This window comes from Nocardiopsis sp. CA-288880, assembly GCF_050955985.1.
GTDB classification, from domain to species: domain Bacteria; phylum Actinomycetota; class Actinomycetes; order Streptosporangiales; family Streptosporangiaceae; genus Nocardiopsis; species Nocardiopsis tropica.
In genome coordinates, this window is the sequence record NZ_CP192105.1 from 705,025 (window position 1) to 721,047 (window position 16,023).

13 protein-coding genes are annotated in these 16,023 nt (G+C 72.4%); 6 read left to right on the forward strand and 7 right to left on the reverse strand.

All coding sequences use genetic code 11. The features are described from left to right. Positions 1–47 precede the first annotated feature (47 nt). Positions 48–1,190 (forward strand): acetyl-CoA C-acetyltransferase, encoded by a 1,143-nt coding sequence (locus ACQPYD_RS03215; RefSeq protein WP_433699707.1) that lies wholly within the window; start codon positions 48–50, stop codon positions 1,188–1,190. A 75-nt stretch (positions 1,191–1,265) separates the two neighbouring features. On the opposite strand, the gene ACQPYD_RS03220 is transcribed toward ACQPYD_RS03215, so the two are convergent. Next, a complete protein-coding gene (locus tag ACQPYD_RS03220; RefSeq protein ID WP_433699708.1) occupies positions 1,266–2,492 on the reverse strand; it encodes a winged helix-turn-helix domain-containing protein in 1,227 nt (408 codons plus the stop codon). A 435-nt stretch (positions 2,493–2,927) separates the two neighbouring features. Between ACQPYD_RS03220 and ACQPYD_RS03225 the strand changes: the two genes are divergently transcribed. Together ACQPYD_RS03225 and ACQPYD_RS03230 are read left to right on the forward strand one after the other, a co-directional pair. After that, a complete protein-coding gene (locus ACQPYD_RS03225) occupies positions 2,928–3,761 on the forward strand; it encodes an exodeoxyribonuclease III (RefSeq protein ID WP_433699709.1) in 834 nt (277 codons plus the stop codon). Further along, positions 3,758–4,705 carry a ribokinase gene (locus ACQPYD_RS03230; protein ID WP_433699710.1) on the forward strand — a complete coding sequence of 316 codons (948 nt, stop codon included), beginning with the start codon at positions 3,758–3,760 and terminating at the stop codon, positions 4,703–4,705. Before ACQPYD_RS03225 ends, ACQPYD_RS03230 begins: the two co-directional genes overlap by 4 nt. A 91-nt stretch (positions 4,706–4,796) precedes the next feature. On the opposite strand, the gene ACQPYD_RS03235 is transcribed toward ACQPYD_RS03230, so the two are convergent. From ACQPYD_RS03235 to plsX, 3 genes are all read right to left on the reverse strand, one after another. Beyond that, the gene (locus ACQPYD_RS03235; protein ID WP_433699711.1) at positions 4,797–5,402 is read right to left on the reverse strand and encodes a YceI family protein; all 606 of its coding nucleotides are present in this window, start codon (positions 5,400–5,402) and stop codon (positions 4,797–4,799) included. 301 nt (positions 5,403–5,703) lie between these two features. Further along, positions 5,704–7,449, reverse strand: coding sequence for an arginine--tRNA ligase (gene argS / locus ACQPYD_RS03240; protein WP_433699712.1), 1,746 nt, complete (start codon positions 7,447–7,449; stop codon positions 5,704–5,706). A 112-nt stretch (positions 7,450–7,561) separates the two neighbouring features. Then, complete coding sequence (gene plsX / locus ACQPYD_RS03245; protein WP_433699713.1) at positions 7,562–8,698, reverse strand: phosphate acyltransferase PlsX; 1,137 nt, start codon at positions 8,696–8,698, stop codon at positions 7,562–7,564. A 423-nt stretch (positions 8,699–9,121) separates the two neighbouring features. Between plsX and ACQPYD_RS03250 the strand changes: the two genes are divergently transcribed. Continuing rightward, positions 9,122–10,468 carry a KamA family radical SAM protein gene (locus ACQPYD_RS03250; protein ID WP_433701931.1) on the forward strand — a complete coding sequence of 449 codons (1,347 nt, stop codon included), beginning with the start codon at positions 9,122–9,124 and terminating at the stop codon, positions 10,466–10,468. Positions 10,469–10,817: 349 nt separating this feature from the next. Here ACQPYD_RS03250 and ACQPYD_RS03255 read toward each other — a convergent pair whose 3' ends face one another. After that, on the reverse strand, positions 10,818–11,054 hold the full coding sequence (locus ACQPYD_RS03255; protein WP_433699714.1) for a DUF397 domain-containing protein: 237 nt from the start codon (positions 11,052–11,054) through the stop codon (positions 10,818–10,820). Between the two features lie 411 nt (positions 11,055–11,465). Continuing rightward, complete coding sequence (locus ACQPYD_RS03260; RefSeq protein WP_267947977.1) at positions 11,466–12,374, reverse strand: helix-turn-helix domain-containing protein; 909 nt, start codon at positions 12,372–12,374, stop codon at positions 11,466–11,468. A 300-nt stretch (positions 12,375–12,674) separates the two neighbouring features. On the opposite strand from ACQPYD_RS03260, the gene ACQPYD_RS03265 reads away from it, so the two are divergent. Together ACQPYD_RS03265 and ACQPYD_RS03270 are read left to right on the forward strand one after the other, a co-directional pair. Next, entirely contained in the window at positions 12,675–13,223 is a 549-nt protein-coding gene (locus ACQPYD_RS03265; RefSeq protein WP_433699715.1) for an ATP-binding protein, read from the forward strand. A gap of 149 nt (positions 13,224–13,372) precedes the next feature. Further along, positions 13,373–13,756 (forward strand): STAS domain-containing protein, encoded by a 384-nt coding sequence (locus ACQPYD_RS03270; RefSeq protein ID WP_330159852.1) that lies wholly within the window; start codon positions 13,373–13,375, stop codon positions 13,754–13,756. A gap of 99 nt (positions 13,757–13,855) precedes the next feature. Here ACQPYD_RS03270 and glmS read toward each other — a convergent pair whose 3' ends face one another. Then, positions 13,856–15,709, reverse strand: a complete 1,854-nt coding sequence (gene glmS, locus ACQPYD_RS03275; protein WP_433699716.1) for a glutamine--fructose-6-phosphate transaminase (isomerizing) — start codon at positions 15,707–15,709, stop codon at positions 13,856–13,858. Between the last annotated feature and the right edge of the window lie 314 nt (positions 15,710–16,023).

The window sequence follows — 16,023 nt, forward strand, 5'->3', positions numbered from 1 at the left end:
AACCGAATACAGTTCGGTTATCGTCACCCACGCTCTTGGAGGACCCCGTGGCCGAGGCATACATCGTCGGCGCAGTACGCACCCCCGTCGGCACCAGGAAGGGCGCCCTCGCCGCCGTGCACCCGGCGGACCTGGGCGCGCACGTGCTCAAGGAGCTCGTCCGGCGCACCGGGGTCGACCCGGCCGCCGTCGAGGACGTGGTCATGGGCGTGGTCAGCCAGGCGGGCCCCCAGGCCCTCGACCTGGCCCGCACCGCGTGGCTCTCCGCCGGCCTCCCCGAGAGCGTCCCCGGCGTCACGGTCGACCGCCAGTGCGGCTCCTCGCAGCAGGCCGTCCACTTCGCCGCCCAGGGCGTCATGTCCGGCACCCAGGACCTGGTCGTGGCCGCCGGCGTCGAGAACATGGGCATGGTCCCCATGGGCGCCAACGTCCAGTTCGCCCTCGACAACGACCTCCCCCTCTACGGCGAGGGCTGGACCGGGCGCTACGGCCTCCAGGAGATCTCCCAGTTCCGCGGCGCCCAGCTCATGTGCGAGAAGTGGGGCTACAAGCGCGAGCGGCTGGAGGAGTTCGCCCTGGAGAGCCACCGGCGCGCCGCCGCCGCGCAGGAGGAGGGGCGCTTCGACGACCAGATCGCCCCCCTCGCCGGGGTGAGCCGGGACGAGGGCGTCCGCGCCGACACCACCCTGGAGAAGATGGCCGGCCTCAAGCCGCTGCGCGAGGGGTGGGAGCTCACCGCGGCCGTCGCGAGCCAGATCTCCGTGGGCGCGGGCGCGCTGCTCATCGCGTCCGAGCGCGCGATCGAGCAGCACGGGCTGACCCCGCTGGCCCGCGTCGTCCAGCTGGCCCTGGTCGGCGACGACCCCGTGTACATGCTCACCGCGCCCATCCCCGCGACCAGGGTCGCCCTGGCCAAGGCCGGGCTGGGCATCGACGACATCGACGTCACCGAGATCAACGAGGCGTTCGCCCCCGTGCCGCTGTCGTGGATCGAGGAGCTGGGCGCCGACCCGGCCAAGGTCAACCCGAACGGTGGCGCGATCGCCCTGGGCCACCCGCTGGGCGCCACCGGCTCGATCCTGATGACCAAGCTGATCGCCGAGCTGCACAGGACCGGCGGCCGCTACGGCCTCCAGACCATGTGCGAGGGCGGCGGCCAGGCCAACGTCACCGTCATCGAACGCGTCTGACCCGGAGCGCCGGGGCCGCGCGACCGCCCTCGGGCGCGCGGCCCCCGCCCCGGACCCGCCGCCCGCGCCCGCCGCTCACCGGCGGGCCAGGGCGGGACCCCCGACGCCGTTCTCCAGCCCCAGCCAGGCGGCCATCCCGGCCAGCTGCTCCACCAGCTCCGGCACGGTGTCGGCGGGGGCGCCGTCCTCCAGGGTGATCCTCCGGGCCAGGAGCGTCCCCGACGCGCGGTCCGCCTTGAGGTCCACCCGCGCGACCAGGTCCTCGCCCAGCAGGAACGGCAGCACGTAGTAGCCGTGCACCCGCTTGGCGGCGGGCACGTAGATCTCCAGCCGGTAGCGGAACCCGAACAGCTCCTCGGCGCGGTCGCGCGTCCACACCAGGGAGTCGAACGGGCTGAGCAGCGCCCGGGCCGCCATCGAGCGGGGCACCCGGGCGTCCCGGTGCAGGTAGGCGGGGCGGTTCCAGCCCTCCACCCGCACCGGGACCAGCTCACCGGAGTCCACGAGGTCGGCCACGGCGGGCCTGGACTCGGCGGACTTGAGCCGGAAGTAGTCGCGGAGGCAGGGCTCGGTGGCGACGCCGTGTGCGCGCGCGGCGATGGACACCAGCTCCCGGTGCGCCTCCTCGGGCGTGGTGGGCGGGGCGTCGCGCACCTCCGGCGGGAGGGCGCGCTCGGGCAGGTCGTAGAGCCGCTCGAACTGGGAGTTGCGCCCGTTGGAGGTCAGGTCGCCGATCCAGAACAGGTACTCCAGGCACTTCTTGACGTCGGACCAGTTCCAGCCCCAGTGGTCCTTGGCGCGCGGCGCGTCGTGCGCGAGGGCGGCCTCCACGCCGCGGGCGGTGGCCGGGCCGATCCGGACGACCTCCTCCAGGACCGCCTTCAGGAGTTCGGGCCGCTCCTCCCGGATGCCGTTCATCCAGCCGACCCGGGTCTGGGCGCGGTTGCGGTCCATCCGGTGGCGCATGAGCTGCCGCGTGGCCGGCGGCACCAGGCTGGCCTCGTGGGCCCAGCACTCCACCAGGCGCGCGCCGCCCGCCCCCGCGGCCGTGGTGGCGGCCCGGTCCAGCAGCGCGGTGTCGTAGCCGCCCAGGCGGGCGAACACGGGCAGGTACTGGCTGCGGGCGAGCACGTTCACGCTGTCGATCTGGAGGATCCCCACCCGGCGCACCACCCTGGCCAGGTGGGACAGGGTCGCCTTCCCCTTGGGCCGCGGGTCGGCGAAGCCCTGGGCGGCGAGGGCGATCCTGCGGGCCTGGGAGAGGGAGAGGTCCGCGTCTCGGCGGGGGTGCGGTTCAGCCATGCCGCCACGGTAGCCCCCGGTGACGACAGTCGGCCCGCCGCGGTCGGCGCCGGGGCGGGGCCGGGCCTCCCGCGGGCCGGTCGGGGCCGGAGCCGGGGGCCGACGGGCGCCGGCGCCCGGCTCCGGCCGGTGTGTCCTGTGTCACGCGCCCGCTGTCGTCGTGCCCGGTGACGCGCGGCGCGGCGACTCGCCGTGGCCGCGCACGGCGGTTCCGGGGAAAAAACCTTTGGCCCAATGCGAACCCCGAGGGGGTCCCGGCCGTCACAACAGAGGCGACACGAACGACCGGACACGTGCCGGGAGTCGCACACGCCCCGGTGCGGAGGACGGCCGCGCCGGGGCACCTCCTGTTCCTGCCCGCCGAGCTGGGCGTTCCCCCCTCGTGCACGGCCCGCGTCGAACACCCCCGCCCCCTCCATGGCCTAGCCTTCTGCTGTGCGTATCGCGACTTGGAATGTGAACAGTGCCAGGGCCAGGGTCGACCGGATCGGGGCCTGGCTGGACCGGAGCGACGTCGACGTCCTCGCCATCCAGGAGACCAAGGCCAGGGACGACCAGTTCCCGGCCTCCGTCTTCACCGACCGCGGCTACGAGGTCGCCCACCACGGCCTCTCCCAGTGGAACGGGGTCGCGATCGCCTCCCGTGTCGGGCTGGAGGACGTGCGGGTCGGCTTCCCCGGCCAGCCCGGGTACGGCGACCCCGAGGAGTCCGAGGCGCGCGCCGTCGGGGCGACGTGCGGCGGCGTCCAGGTGTGGAGCCTGTACGTGCCCAACGGCCGCGAGGTCGACCACCCCCACTACGCCTACAAGCTGCGCTGGCTGAAGGCGCTGCGCGAGGCGGGCGCCGCGAGCCTCGCGCAGGACCCCGACGCGCAGATCGCCTACGTCGGCGACTTCAACATCGCCCCGCAGGACGAGGACGTGTGGGACATGTCCGCGTTCGAGGGCAGCACCCACGTCACCGAGCCCGAGCGCGCGGCCTTCGAGGAGCTCGTCGGCGCGGGGTTCCGCGAGGTCGTCCGGGAGCACACCCCGGGACCCGGCGTGTACACCTACTGGGACTACAAGGGGCTGGCCTTCCCCAAGCGCAGGGGCATGCGCATCGACTTCGTCCTCGCCTCCCCGGCGCTCGCCTCCCGCGTGAGCGGCGCGAGCATCGACCGCGAGGAGCGCAAGGGCAAGGGGGCCTCCGACCACGCACCGGTCATCGTGGGGCTCGACGGGAACGACGGAGCGTCCGTCGCCAAGGTGAAGGAGGCCGGGGCATGAGCGCCGGGAGCAGAGCGGCCGGGACCACGGACGGCGGGGGCGGCGCGCCGCGCGTGGCCGTCTTCGGCAGCGTCAACATGGACCTGGTCGCCTACGTGGACGAGGTGCCCGCGAGCGGCGAGACCGTGACGGGCACCGGCTTCCGCCAGGTGCCCGGCGGCAAGGGCGCCAACCAGGCGGTGGCCGCGGCACGGGCCGGGGCCGACGTGGCCTTCCTCGGAGCGGTGGGCGACGACGCCTTCGGCGAGGAGCTGCGCGCCAACCTGGCGGCCGCCGGGGTCGGCGTGTCCGGTCTGCGCACGGTCCCCGGGGTGTCGGGCGTCGCCCACATCGTCGTGGACGGCAAGGGGGGCAACTCGATCATCGTCGTCCCCGGCGCCAACGGCGGGGTCGCCGGCGTGGCCGACGGCGACGCGGCGCTCATCGAGGGGAGCGCGGCCCTGCTGCTCCAGCTCGAACTGCCGATGGAGGCCGTGGTCTCCGCGGCGCGGACCGGCCGCGCGCTCGGCGTGCCGGTCTACCTGACCCCGGCCCCCGCGCGCGACCTGCCCGCGGAGCTGCTGGAGTCGGTGGACGTCCTGGTCCCCAACCAGCACGAGGCGGCCGCGATCACCGGCCGCACGGACCCGCGCGAGGCGCTGGCCGCCCTGCTGGAGCTGGTCCCGGAGGTGCTGCTGACCCTGGGCGAGGACGGCTCGCTCCACGGCCGCAGGGGCGGGGCGGCGGTGGCCTCGCCCGCACGGCGGGTGAGGGCGGTGGACACCACGGCCGCGGGGGACACCTTCTGCGGTTCGTTCGCGGTGGCGAGGGCGGAGGGCCGGTCGCCGGAGGAGGCGATGGCGTTCGCCGCGGCGGCGGCGTCGCTCTCGGTCCAGCGGCCCGGCGCCAGTTCGTCCATGCCCACCCGCGAGGAGGTCGAGGCGCTGCTCGGCGGCGTCGCCTGAGGCCGGTCCGGGGCGGGGGCGGACGGGTTCCGGGGGACGGTCCCGGGACGTGTCGGCGCTCGCCCCGCGCGGTTCCCGGGGCGGGCGCCCCTCAGGCCGTGTGCCCGATCTGCTGGAGGAACGGGCGCGGGTCCTGGTTCTGGAGGCGGACCTCCAGCACGATGTCGACGGTGTCGCCGACGAGCCGGCCGCCCCACGGGACCTCGCCGCCGTCGCCCACGCCGAAGTCGGAGAGGCGGATCCGGGTGTTCGCGGAGAAGAAGTGCCCGTAGGTGTCGTCGGGCGACACGTAGTCCGGGGACTCGCCGACCCACCGGGAGTCGAGGGTGACCGGGAGGGTCGTCCCGTGGATGGTCAGGTCGCCGAACAGCCGGAAGGAGTGCTGTCCGCGCCGGCTCGGCTCCAGCCCGGTGGAGGCGAAGCGGATCTCGGGGTGGTGGTCCACGTCCAGGAAGTCGGCCGAGCGCAGGTGGGCGTCGCGCGCGCCCACGCCGGTGTTGACGCTGGCCGCGTCGAGGACGACCTCCACCTCGGACCGCGCGGGGTCGCCGGTGACGAGCACCTGCCCGCGCGCCCGTCCGAACGTGCCCTGGACCCGGCCGAAGCGCAGGTAGTGGGCGACGAAGATCAAGCTGGAGTGGAGCGGGTCCAGGTACCAGGTGCCCGGCCCCGGTCCGATCTCAGGGGTGGATGTCATAGCCATTTGCTCCCTATTTGTCCGGTCTGTGGCTTTTGTCCACATACCTTAGGTCTGACGTCCACCCGGAACGTGAAGTTCTGGCGCGACCGGGCACGAGACATTGGACTCTGTCGTCCCCGACGGCGGCGGCACCCCCGCTGACGAGGCACGTCACCCCTCCGCGGCCCCGGGCCGGGATCGGGGCCGGAACCGGCCAGGCGTGCCCGCGGACGGCGGAGGGGGCCGGGGCGGTCGTCCGCCCCGGCCCCCTCGGGACCGGTGTTCGTGCTGCGTGCCGGACCGGTGCGGTCCGCCCCCGCTACATGTGCTCGGGAGCCTCCACGCCCAGCAGGTCCAGGCCCTGCACCAGGACCCGGAAGGCCACCGACACCAGCGCCAGGCGCGACTCGCGCTCGGCCCCGGTCGGGGCGGTCAGCACCGGGCAGTGCTCGTAGAACGCCGTGAGCGTCTGCGCCAGCTCGAACAGGTACCCGGAGAGGCGGTGCGGCTGGAGCAGGGCGCCGACCTGCTCCACCACGGCGCCGAACTCCAGCAGCTTGAGCGCGAGGTCGCGCTCCGCGCCCTCGGAGACGGTGATTTCGCCCCGGGGCGAGGACAGGTCCAGCCCGCCCTTGCGGAAGATGGACCGGATCCGCGCCTGCGCGTACTGGAGGTAGGGGCCGGTGTTGCCGGTCAGGGCCAGCATGCGGTCGAAGTCGAACGTGTACTCGGTGTCGTGGGAGACCGACAGGTCCGCGTACTTGACCGCGCCGATGCCCACCTGGCGGGCGATCTCGGCCTGCTCCTCGGCGCCGAGGTCGGGGCGGTTCTCCGCCACGACGGCGGCGGCCCGCTCGACGGCCTCGTCCAGCAGCGCCATCAGGCGGACGGGCGCGCCGCTGCGGGTCCGCAGGATCTTGCCGTCGCCGCCGAGCACGTTGCCGATCTGCACGTGGGTGACCTCGACGCCGTCCGGCAGCCACCCGGCCTTGCGGGCGGTCGCCCACACCATCTTGAAGTGCATGGCCTGCGGGGCGCCGACCACGTACAGGATGCGGTCGGCCTTGAGGTCCTCCACACGGTGGCGGACGGTCGCCAGGTCGGTGGTGGCGTAGCCGTAGCCGCCGTCGCTCTTGCGGATGATCAGGGGGACCGGCTTGTCCTCGCGGCCGATGAAGCCCTCCAGGAACACGCAGAGCGCGCCCTCGCTGACCTCCGCGATGCCCTTGGCCTCCAGCTCGTCGCAGACGTCGGCGAGCATGGCGTTGTAGGTGCTCTCCCCGGCGAGGTCGTCGTCGGTGAGGGTCACCCCGAGCTTGGCGTACACCTTGTTGAAGTAGACCCTGGACAGCCCGACGAGCTCGCGCCACAGGCGCAGGGTCTCCTCGTCCCCGCCCTGGAGGGCCACCACCCGGCGGCGCGCACGCGCGGCGAAGTCGTCCGCGCCGGGCCCGGAGGAGTCGAACTTGGTGCGCGCCGACTGGTAGAAGGCGTTGGGGTCGGTGGTGAGCAGGTCCGCCTCGGCGGACTCCTCACCGACCTCCAGCAGGTGCTCGATGAGCATGCCGAAGGGGGTGCCCCAGTCGCCGATGTGGTTCTGCCGGATGACGTTGTGGCCCAGGAACTCCAGGGTGCGGGCGAGGGAGTCGCCGACCACGGTGGTGCGCAGGTGCCCGACGTGCATCTCCTTGGCCACGTTGGGCGCGGAGTAGTCGAGGGGGATGTCGAGGCGCTCCTGGACGGGGACGCCCACGCGCGGGTCCTCCAGGAGCAGGCGGGTCTGGTCCGCGATCCAGTCCTCGCGCAGCGTCAGGTTGATGAAGCCCGGCCCGCTGACCTCGACGGCGCGGCAGACGTCGGCCACGTCGAGGTGCTCCATGATCGCCGCGGAGACCTCGCGCGGCTTTCGGCCCAGGCGCTTGGCGAGCGCGAGTGCGGCGTTCGCCTGGTAGTCGGCGAACTGGGACGGGCGGATGACGGGGTCGGTGTCGGCGAACTCGGGGCCGAAGGCGGCGCCGAGGGCGGACTGGACCCGTCGCGAGAGTACTTCCTGCGGGTCGGCCATGCCCCTAAGCGTACCGACCTGAGCCCCCTGTCCCCGCCCCTCGCGAGGTGACACGGCACGCGGTCCGCTCCCGCGCCCGGGAGCGGGGCGCGCGGGCCGGTCCGGATCCCGCTCAGCGGCCCTCCGGGGCCGGCGGCAGGGCGCCGGGAGGGGACGCGGGCGGGGCCTCGGACTGGGCCAGGCGGTGGAGCCAGTTGGAGGAGCGCTGGTGCACCCGGCGGCGGATCTGCTCGCCGATGCGGCCGCCGGCCAGGTCGTGCGCCAGCTGGCAGGCCCGGGCGACGCCCTTGGCCCGGCTGTCGCCGTGGGCGATGACCACGGTTCCGTTGAGGCCGAGGAGGGCGGCGCCGCCGTAGGTCTCGCTGTCGAGCCGTTCGCGCAGGCGGCGGAGCGCCTTGCGCTGGAGCAGGGCCCCGGCCTTGGCCGCGGCGGTGGAGGTCAGCGCGTCGCGGACGAGGTCCATGGCGAAGGCGGCGGTGCCCTCCACGGACTTGAGGGCGACGTTGCCGGTGTGGCCGTCGGTGACCACCACGTCGACCTTGCGGGCGAGGAGGTCGTGGCCCTCGATGTTGCCGCGGAAGTCCATGGAGGGGGAGCCCTCCGACGTCGCGGACAGCAGCTCGGTGGCCCTGCGGACGAGCTTGTTGCCCTTGCCCGGCTCGGACCCGATGGTCAGCAGGCCCACGCGCGGACGGCGCACGCCGAAGGCGGTCTGGGCGTAGGCGCAGCCCAGGTGGGCGAACTGGACGAGCATCTCGGGCTTGGCGTCGGCGTTGGCCCCGGCGTCCACCATGATCGTCGGCGTCTCGCCGGTGGGGAGCGTCACGGCGAGGGCGGGGCGCAGGACGCCGGGCTGGGTGCGCAGGCGGACGGTGGACGTCGCGACGATGCCGCCGGTGGAGCCCGCGGAGACGAGGGCGTCGGCGTCGCCGCGCCGGATGAGGCGGCAGGAGACGGCCGCGCTGGAGCGGGGGCGGCGCCAGCTGGCGAGGGCGCCCTCGTGCATGGCCAGGTTGTCCTCGGCGTGGACGACGGGGATGTCCCGCAGGGCGCCCTCCTCGGCGAGGAGGGAGGCGATCTCGGTGCGCCTGCCCACGAGGAGCACGCGGAGCCCGAGTTCGCGGACGGCCATGACGGCGCCCTTCACGATCTCCGAGGGCGCGTTGTCACCGCCCATGGCGTCCACGGCGATGATCGGCGGAGAGGTGCGGGAAGGGGCGGGCGCTTCCGCGTCGGATGTACCAGTCAACTCGGTGCTTCCCTCACGGGTCGTGGTGGGCGTTCCGCACTGTGCGCGCAGGTCCCGTTGTTCCGGCGGCGCCGGAGGGCACGTGGGGGCCGGGGTCGCGCGAGGGTGTGGTGCCACGCTACCGGTTCGCTCCCGGGGCGACGCCGTAAGGCCCGTTCGTCCACTCATGCGAGGATACTTCCCGTATGTCCTGGTCAGGGCTGGACTTGGAGTGAGATGGGTACAAAAGCCCTAATCCGGGTATATCCGCTCGCTGGCTCAGGGCCTCATCACGCTCCGAGAGCGTAGGACAACCACACTGGATCCCGTTTCGGAGGTCGACCGGTGCACCCGCGCCGGAGCCGCCGGATCAGGGCTGCCCGATTGCCCGGGGGCGGCCCTGCACACACACAGGAGAGGAGAAGCGTGAGCGTTACGCCAGACGTGGCACAGTCCCCGTCCGCCGGACGTCGGTTTCGTGCCTACACGACGAAACACCTCGACGAGCTCACCGCGCGAGCCGGTCTCGCCGCCGATGAGCGGCTCGCGGTGCAGGCGGTGGCCACGGTGCTGCCGTTCCGCGTCAACAGCTACGTCGTCGACGAGTTGATCGACTGGGATGCCGCTCCGGACGATCCGATCTACCGGCTGGTCTTCCCGCAAGCCGACATGCTGCCCCCGGCCGACGTGTCCAGGATGTCCGACCTGCTGCGTTCCGGCGCCCCGCGCAAGGAGCTCAACGAGGCGGCCAACCGGATCAGGGCGAGTCTGAACCCGCACCCGGCGGGACAGATGGACCTCAACGTGCCGAAGACGGACGACGAGGAGCCCATCCCCGGCGTCCAGCACAAGTACAAGGAGACCGTGCTCTTCTTCCCCAAGCAGGGGCAGACCTGTCACGCGTACTGCACGTACTGCTTCCGCTGGGCCCAGTTCGTCGGCGACGCCGACCTGAAGTTCGCGTCGAGCGAGATCGACCAGCTGGTCGACTACGTCCGCACGCACCCCGAGGTCACCAGCGTGCTGTTCACCGGCGGCGACCCGATGATCATGGGCGAGGGGGTGATCTCCCGCTACATCGAGCCGCTGCTGGAGATCGAGCACCTGGAGGCCATCCGCATCGGCACGAAGGCGCTGGCCTACTGGCCGCAGCGCTTCGTCACCGACCCGGACGCCGACGACACCCTGCGCCTCTTCGAGAAGGTCGTCGCGTCGGGCAAGAACCTCGCGTTCATGGCCCACTTCTCGCACCCGAACGAGATGCGTCCCGAGCTGGTCCAGGAGGCGGTCCGCCGCGTCCGCTCGACCGGGGCGGTCATCCGCACGCAGGCGCCGCTGATCCGCACGATCAACGACGACCCCGCCGTGTGGGAGAGCATGTGGCGCACCCACCTGCGGCACGGGATGGTCCCGTACTACATGTTCGTGGAGCGCGACACCGGTCCCCAGGACTACTTCGCGGTCCCGCTCGCCGAGGCCTACGAGATCTTCCGCGGCGCCTACACCAAGGTGTCCGGACTGGCCCGCACGGTGCGGGGGCCCTCGATGTCGGCGACGCCGGGCAAGGTCTGCGTGGACGGCGTGGCGGAGGTGGCGGGCGAGAAGGTCTTCGTCCTGCGCTTCATCCAGGCCCGGGACCCGGAGCTGGTCGGCCGCCCCTTCTTCGCCAAGTACGACGAGAAGGCGGCGTGGCTGTTCGACCTCAAGCCCGCCCTGGGCGCCACCCACTTCCCGTGGGAGGCGCCGCCCGTCGGCGGGAGCGGTGGTCTGGTGGACCCCACCCGCCTGTAGGAACCGCCCGTCCGCGGAGCGTGGCCCGAGCACAGGGCATCGGAAGGACCGCGGAGGCCCGGTGCGGCCGGCGGCGTCCCGTCCCAGGGGAATTGGAGCGTCCCTGGGGCGGGCCGCGCCGGCGGCCCCGGCCGGACGCGACGGAGCCCGGCACCACATCGTGGTGCCGGGCTCCGCGTGCGTCCGCGCCGTGGACGGAGAGGCCCCCCGTGAACCGGGGTGGTCACGGGGGCCATCGGCGCGGACGTCTTCCGGGGCTGGTCTCGGTGGGGCGGTCGCGGGGGACCGGGGGCGGGGGACGGAGGAGGTCAGGGGCGCGGCGAGGGGTTCGCGGCCCTCCGGTGCGGTGTCACCTCAGGAGGGAGTCGAAGTCACCGGTCTTGGCGCCCCGGACGAAGGCCTCGATCTCGGCGGGGGTGTACACGAGCGCCGGCCCCTGGGGGTCGCGGGAGTTGCGCACGGCGATGTCCCCGTCCGGGAGCGCGGCGACCTCGACGCAGTTCCCGTCCGGATTGCTCCAGCTGCTCTTGGTCCAGACGACCTTGGGCAGCCGGCTCGCGGGAACGCCGTTGTAGATCGGATGCATCTCAACCTCCTGGAACTTCGGGGGGACTCGTGAGCGGGGATCTGTCCACACGCGGTAGATCCTTCACCGCGCCCGTCGTGTCTCGCCACCGGGCCCGCCTTGCGGTGGGACGCCCTGTCGGGGCGAACCGTCCCGTGGTGGGTTGTTTCGTCCCGGTGCGAGTCAGAGCGTAGCTCATGCACGTGCATTGGTGATTACGTCCGTAAGTACCTATGCAAGGACGGCGGGTGATTCGGGTCCGAAACCGCACGTCACGCCTAACGCGGGGGAGGGGCGCGCGGTTCGCCGGGGCCGGATCGTTCTCCACTCGTGGCCGAAGCCGGTCGGCCGGGAACCCGGTCCGGGTGCGCAAAGCGAACGCCCGGGCGCTGAGAGCGACCGGGCGTGCGGCGGAGTGTGCGGGGAGGGGGGTCAGGGGTAGCGCTCCAGGAAGCCGCGGAGGATCTCCTCGGTGGCGGTGGGCGGCGGCGCCTGGGTGGCGAGGTGGTCCATCGTCTGGGAGTAGCGGTTGGTGTCCTCGTACTTGTCGAAGTACAGGGCGCTGCTCAGCTGCTCCAGGTAGACCACGTCGGGCAGCTGCGGGGTGGGGAACCGCAGGATGCTGAACGGGCCGCCCGCGGCGGGGTGCCCGCCCATCGCGAAGGTCGCGATCTGGATGGTGATGTTGGGGCGCCGGGCCATCTCGATCAGGTGCTCGACCTGGCCGCGCATCACCTCGGCGTCGCCGTAGGGGCGGTGCAGGACGGCCTCGTCGATCACGGCCCACAGGCGTGGGGCCTGGGGTTCCACGAATCTGCGCTGGCGGTGCATGCGCATCATCACCCGGCTGTCGACGTCCTCCTCGGAGGTGGCCGTCCGGGACAGCCGGATGACCGAGCGGGCGTAGTCCTCGCTCTGGAGCAGCCCCGGGACGAACTGGACCTCGTAGGTGCGGATGATCGAGGCGGACTCCTCCAGGCCGACGTAGACGCCGAACCACTGGGGCAGCACGTCGCCGTACTTGTGCCACCAGCCCTGGGCGTTGGCGCTGGAGATCAGGCCGAGGAGGGCCTCGCGCTGCTGGGGGTCGTCCACCCCGTAGAGCTGGAGGAGGTCGTCCACGTCCCGGCGCTTGAAGCTGACCTGGCCGAGCTCCATGCGGCTGATCTTGGCGTGGGAGGCCCGGATGGCGTATCCGGCGTCGTGCCGCGAAATGCCCTTCTCCTGGCGGAGCCGCCGGAGCTGGGTTCCGAGGAGAATGCGGAGGACGGTGGGGCCACCACTGGAATTGGCCAGAAAATCTTGAGTGACCTGGAGATTCGTTGCGTGATCGGCGACCACATCGCCTCCTGTGTAGCGGCTTTGGCCCGTAGCGACCGCTCAGTATACCCACGCGTCCGAGGTTGCGGACAGGGGCGAGGAGGGATTGGTTCGTGGCCTAAGCGCCTCTTCTGGGCTTGGAGTAAACGCGCGTCCCCGTGTGGGAATTCTTTGACGAGGATCTACCAATAAGGGTCGTTCGTCCTATAGTCTTGCCCGGACGTTGAACTGCACGTGCATCCGTGTCTTACAGATGTAAGCCACAGGGGGTCGCGTCAGGCAAGTCCGCGCGAACCCGCCATCACACTCGTGAGGACCGTGATGAACGCAGAGCTGGTGTCCTCGGAGCTGGACTCCGGGCCGTCCTGGAGTCGTCCCTCCCTCGCGGAGGCGTCGGACGACCTCCCGTCCTGGTGGAACCACCCGCCGTGCCGCCTCGCCGTCGGCCAGGCCTCCCGGTCCCAGGAGGGCGCCGCCAGGGCGTTCGGCTCCGTCCCCGGCTCGGTCCGCCGGGCACGCGCCTTCGCCGCGTCCGTCCTGGAGGAGTGGGGCGCCGAGGACGTGCGGGAGGACGTCCGGCTGATCGTCTCCGAGCTCGTCGGCAACTCCTGCCGCCACGCCGTGGCAGGGGAGGGGGACCCCGCGGGCGTTCCGGTGGTGGTCGAACTGCGCCGCCTGGCCGAGCGCGGCGGGATCCTGTGCATGGTCGCCGACGAGAGCGCCAAGGCGCCGGTCAAGATGGACGCGCACCACTTCGCCGAGTCCGGCCGCGGCCTCGGACTGGTCGCGGCGTTCAGCCGCGAATGGGGCTGGAACCCGCTCGGCCGCGGCGGCAAGGTCGTCTGGGCCGTGTGCGGCGGCGAGGACTGACACACCCCGGAACCGCGCGGTCGCGGTGCCTCGGGAGCTGTGGACGACGCGGCGGAGCCGCCCGGGAAGAGTAGGCTGTCAACGCATGTCGGTATTTGACCGACCGCGTCGTGACAGGACTTTCCCACACCCCATCCCGGGAGCGAGGCGTGGCCGTGCTGGACACGGAACAGGACCAGTTCCTCTGCGACGGGACCACCACCGTCGTCGGACTGACCGGTGAGATCGACATCGCCACCGCGGAGAGGGCGCTCGCCCGGATCACCGCGGCCACGGCGGACGGCTGCGTCGTCGTCGACCTGTCCGCGGTGGAGTTCATCGACGCCTCCGGCGTCAACATGCTCGTCCGCGCACTGCGCGGAGCCACGAGGGCCCAGCACCACCTCCTCCTGGCAGGGCCCACCCGCCAGCTCTCGCGGATCCTCGACGTCCTGGGCCTGCGCGACGTCCTGGCGACCCACGACGGCGTCGCCGCGGCGGTCGCCGCCCACGCGGCGCCCCGCCACGGACACCCGCCCGGCGCCCTGCGCTGAACCGGCCCCTTCGGCGGGCGCCCCGGCGGCCGGCCGCCGCACGCGAAGGGGGCGCCCCCGGCGGCCGTGCCGGAAGCGCCCCCCAGGAGGGATGTCCCCCTACTCGACCGTGACGCTCTTGGCCAGGTTGCGCGGCTGGTCCACGTCGTTGCCCTTGGCCAGGGCCAGCTCGCACGCGAACACCTGCATCGGGATCGTCGCGACGACCGGCTGGAGCAGGGTCGGCACCGCCGGGATCTCGATGAGCACGTCCGAGTACGGGCGCACCGCCTCGTCGCCCTCCTCGGCGATCACGATGGTGCGGGCGCCGCGGGCGCGCACCTCCTGGATGTTCGACACGATCTTGTCGTGCAGCACGCTGCGGCCCTTCGGGGAGGGCACCACGACGACGACCGGCAGGCCGTCCTCGATCAGCGCGATCGGGCCGTGCTTGAGCTCGCCGGCCGCGAACGCCTCGGCGTGCATGTACGCCAGCTCCTTGAGCTTGAGCGCGCCCTCCATCGCCACCGGGTAGCCCACGTGGCGTCCCAGGAACAGCACCGTGTCGGCGTCGGAGAGCGAGCGGGCCAGCTCGCGGACCGGCTCCACCGTCCGCAGGACCTTGTCGACCTGCTCCGGCATGGTGGCGAGCTGGGCGATGACCGCCGTGATCTCGTCGCCGAACTTCAGCCCGCGCACCTGGGCCAGGTACAGGCCGACGAGGTAGCAGGCGATCAGCTGGGTCATGAAGGTCTTGGTGGCGGCCACCCCGACCTCGGGACCGGCGTGCGTGTACAGGACGCCGTCGGACTCGCGGGGGATGGTCGACCCGTTCACGTTGCAGATCGCCAGCACGCGGGCGCGCTGCTCCCGGGCGTAGCGGACCGCCATCAGGGTGTCCATGCTCTCGCCGGACTGGGAGATCGCGATGACCAGGGTCTGCTGGTCCAGGATCGGGTCGCGGTAGCGGAACTCGCTGGCCACCTCGACCTCGCACGGGATGCGGCACCAGTGCTCGATGGCGTACTTGGCGATCAGGCCCGCGTGGTACGAGGTCCCGCAGGCGATGATGACGATCTTCTCGACGGAGCGCAGGTCCTCCGGGGTCAGCCGCATCTCGTCCAGGGTCAGCAGACCGTCGACCGACAGGCGGCCCAGGAGCGTGTCGGCCACCGCGCGCGGCTGCTCGACGATCTCCTTGAGCATGAAGTAGTCGTAGCCGCCCTTCTCGGCGGCGGACGCGTCCCAGTCGACGTGGTACTCGCGGACCTCGACGGGGTTGCCCTCGTAGTCGGTGACGACCACGGAGTCCGGCCGCAGCTCGACCACCTGGTCCTGGCCCAGCTCGACCGCCTCGCGGGTGTGCGCGATGAACGCGGCCACGTCGCTCGCCAGGAAGTTCTCGCCCACGCCGCGGCCGACGACCAGCGGCGAGTTGCGACGGGCGGCCACCACCAGGTCGGGGTCGTCCACGGACGTCGCGACCAGGGTGAAAGCGCCCTCCAGCCGCTTGCACACCGCGCGCATCGCCGCGGGCAGGTCCCCGTCGCCGCGCTCGGCCAGCTCGGTGCTGAGCAGGTGCGCGGTCACCTCGGTGTCGGTCTCGGAGAGGAACTTGCAGCCCTGCTCCTCCAGCTCCAGGCGGAGCGCAGCGAAGTTCTCGATGATGCCGTTGTGGACGATCGCGACACGGCCGCCGTTGTCCACGTGGGGGTGGGCGTTGACGTCGTTCGGGGCACCGTGGGTGGCCCAACGCGTGTGCCCGATGCCGGCCCCCTCGCCGGAGATCGGCCGCTCCTCCAGGGCCCGGCGCAGGTTGGCGAGCTTGCCCGCGCGCTTCTCCGTGCGCAGGGCGCCGTCGCCCAGCACCGCCACACCCGCGGAGTCATATCCGCGGTACTCCAACCTTGCGAGGCCGTCCACGACGACCTGAAGCGCCGGTTGCGGCCCGACGTAGCCAACGATTCCGCACATGGCCGCCAGCGTAGGCGAAAAAGGACGCGGGATCGACCAACCACCTGCCCATACCACTGGTTGTTTTCGCAGGTGGCGGTATAGACCATTTGGTGCATGGGGGCCATACCACGCAGGTGGGGGGCATGCGGGGGCGCCGAGTGGAACCGATTTCCCCCGGCTCGCGACCCACGGAAAAACCTTGGGGGACACCACCGTGAACGTGTGGTTTCGGGCACGTTCCGCCCCGGTTCGGGACTAGTGGGGACCGGCTGCCGAATCCGGACGACCTCCTCGTCTAGGGTGGTCATTCGTGTCTCACACGACGAAGAACG

What these genes read in the sequence shown, in the direction of transcription:
- ACQPYD_RS03230 (WP_433699710.1), top strand. Translation starts at nt 3,758, where the DNA reads ATGAGCGCCGGGAGCAGAGCGGCCGGGACCACGGACGGCGGGGGCGGC.
- ACQPYD_RS03235 (WP_433699711.1), bottom strand. Translation starts at nt 5,402, where the DNA reads ATGACATCCACCCCTGAGATCGGACCGGGGCCGGGCACCTGGTACCTG.
- ACQPYD_RS03255 (WP_433699714.1), bottom strand. Translation starts at nt 11,054, where the DNA reads ATGCATCCGATCTACAACGGCGTTCCCGCGAGCCGGCTGCCCAAGGTC.
- ACQPYD_RS03220 (WP_433699708.1), bottom strand. Translation starts at nt 2,492, where the DNA reads ATGGCTGAACCGCACCCCCGCCGAGACGCGGACCTCTCCCTCTCCCAG.
- ACQPYD_RS03265 (WP_433699715.1), top strand. Translation starts at nt 12,675, where the DNA reads ATGAACGCAGAGCTGGTGTCCTCGGAGCTGGACTCCGGGCCGTCCTGG.
- glmS (WP_433699716.1), bottom strand. Translation starts at nt 15,709, where the DNA reads ATGTGCGGAATCGTTGGCTACGTCGGGCCGCAACCGGCGCTTCAGGTC.
- argS (WP_433699712.1), bottom strand. Translation starts at nt 7,449, where the DNA reads ATGGCCGACCCGCAGGAAGTACTCTCGCGACGGGTCCAGTCCGCCCTC.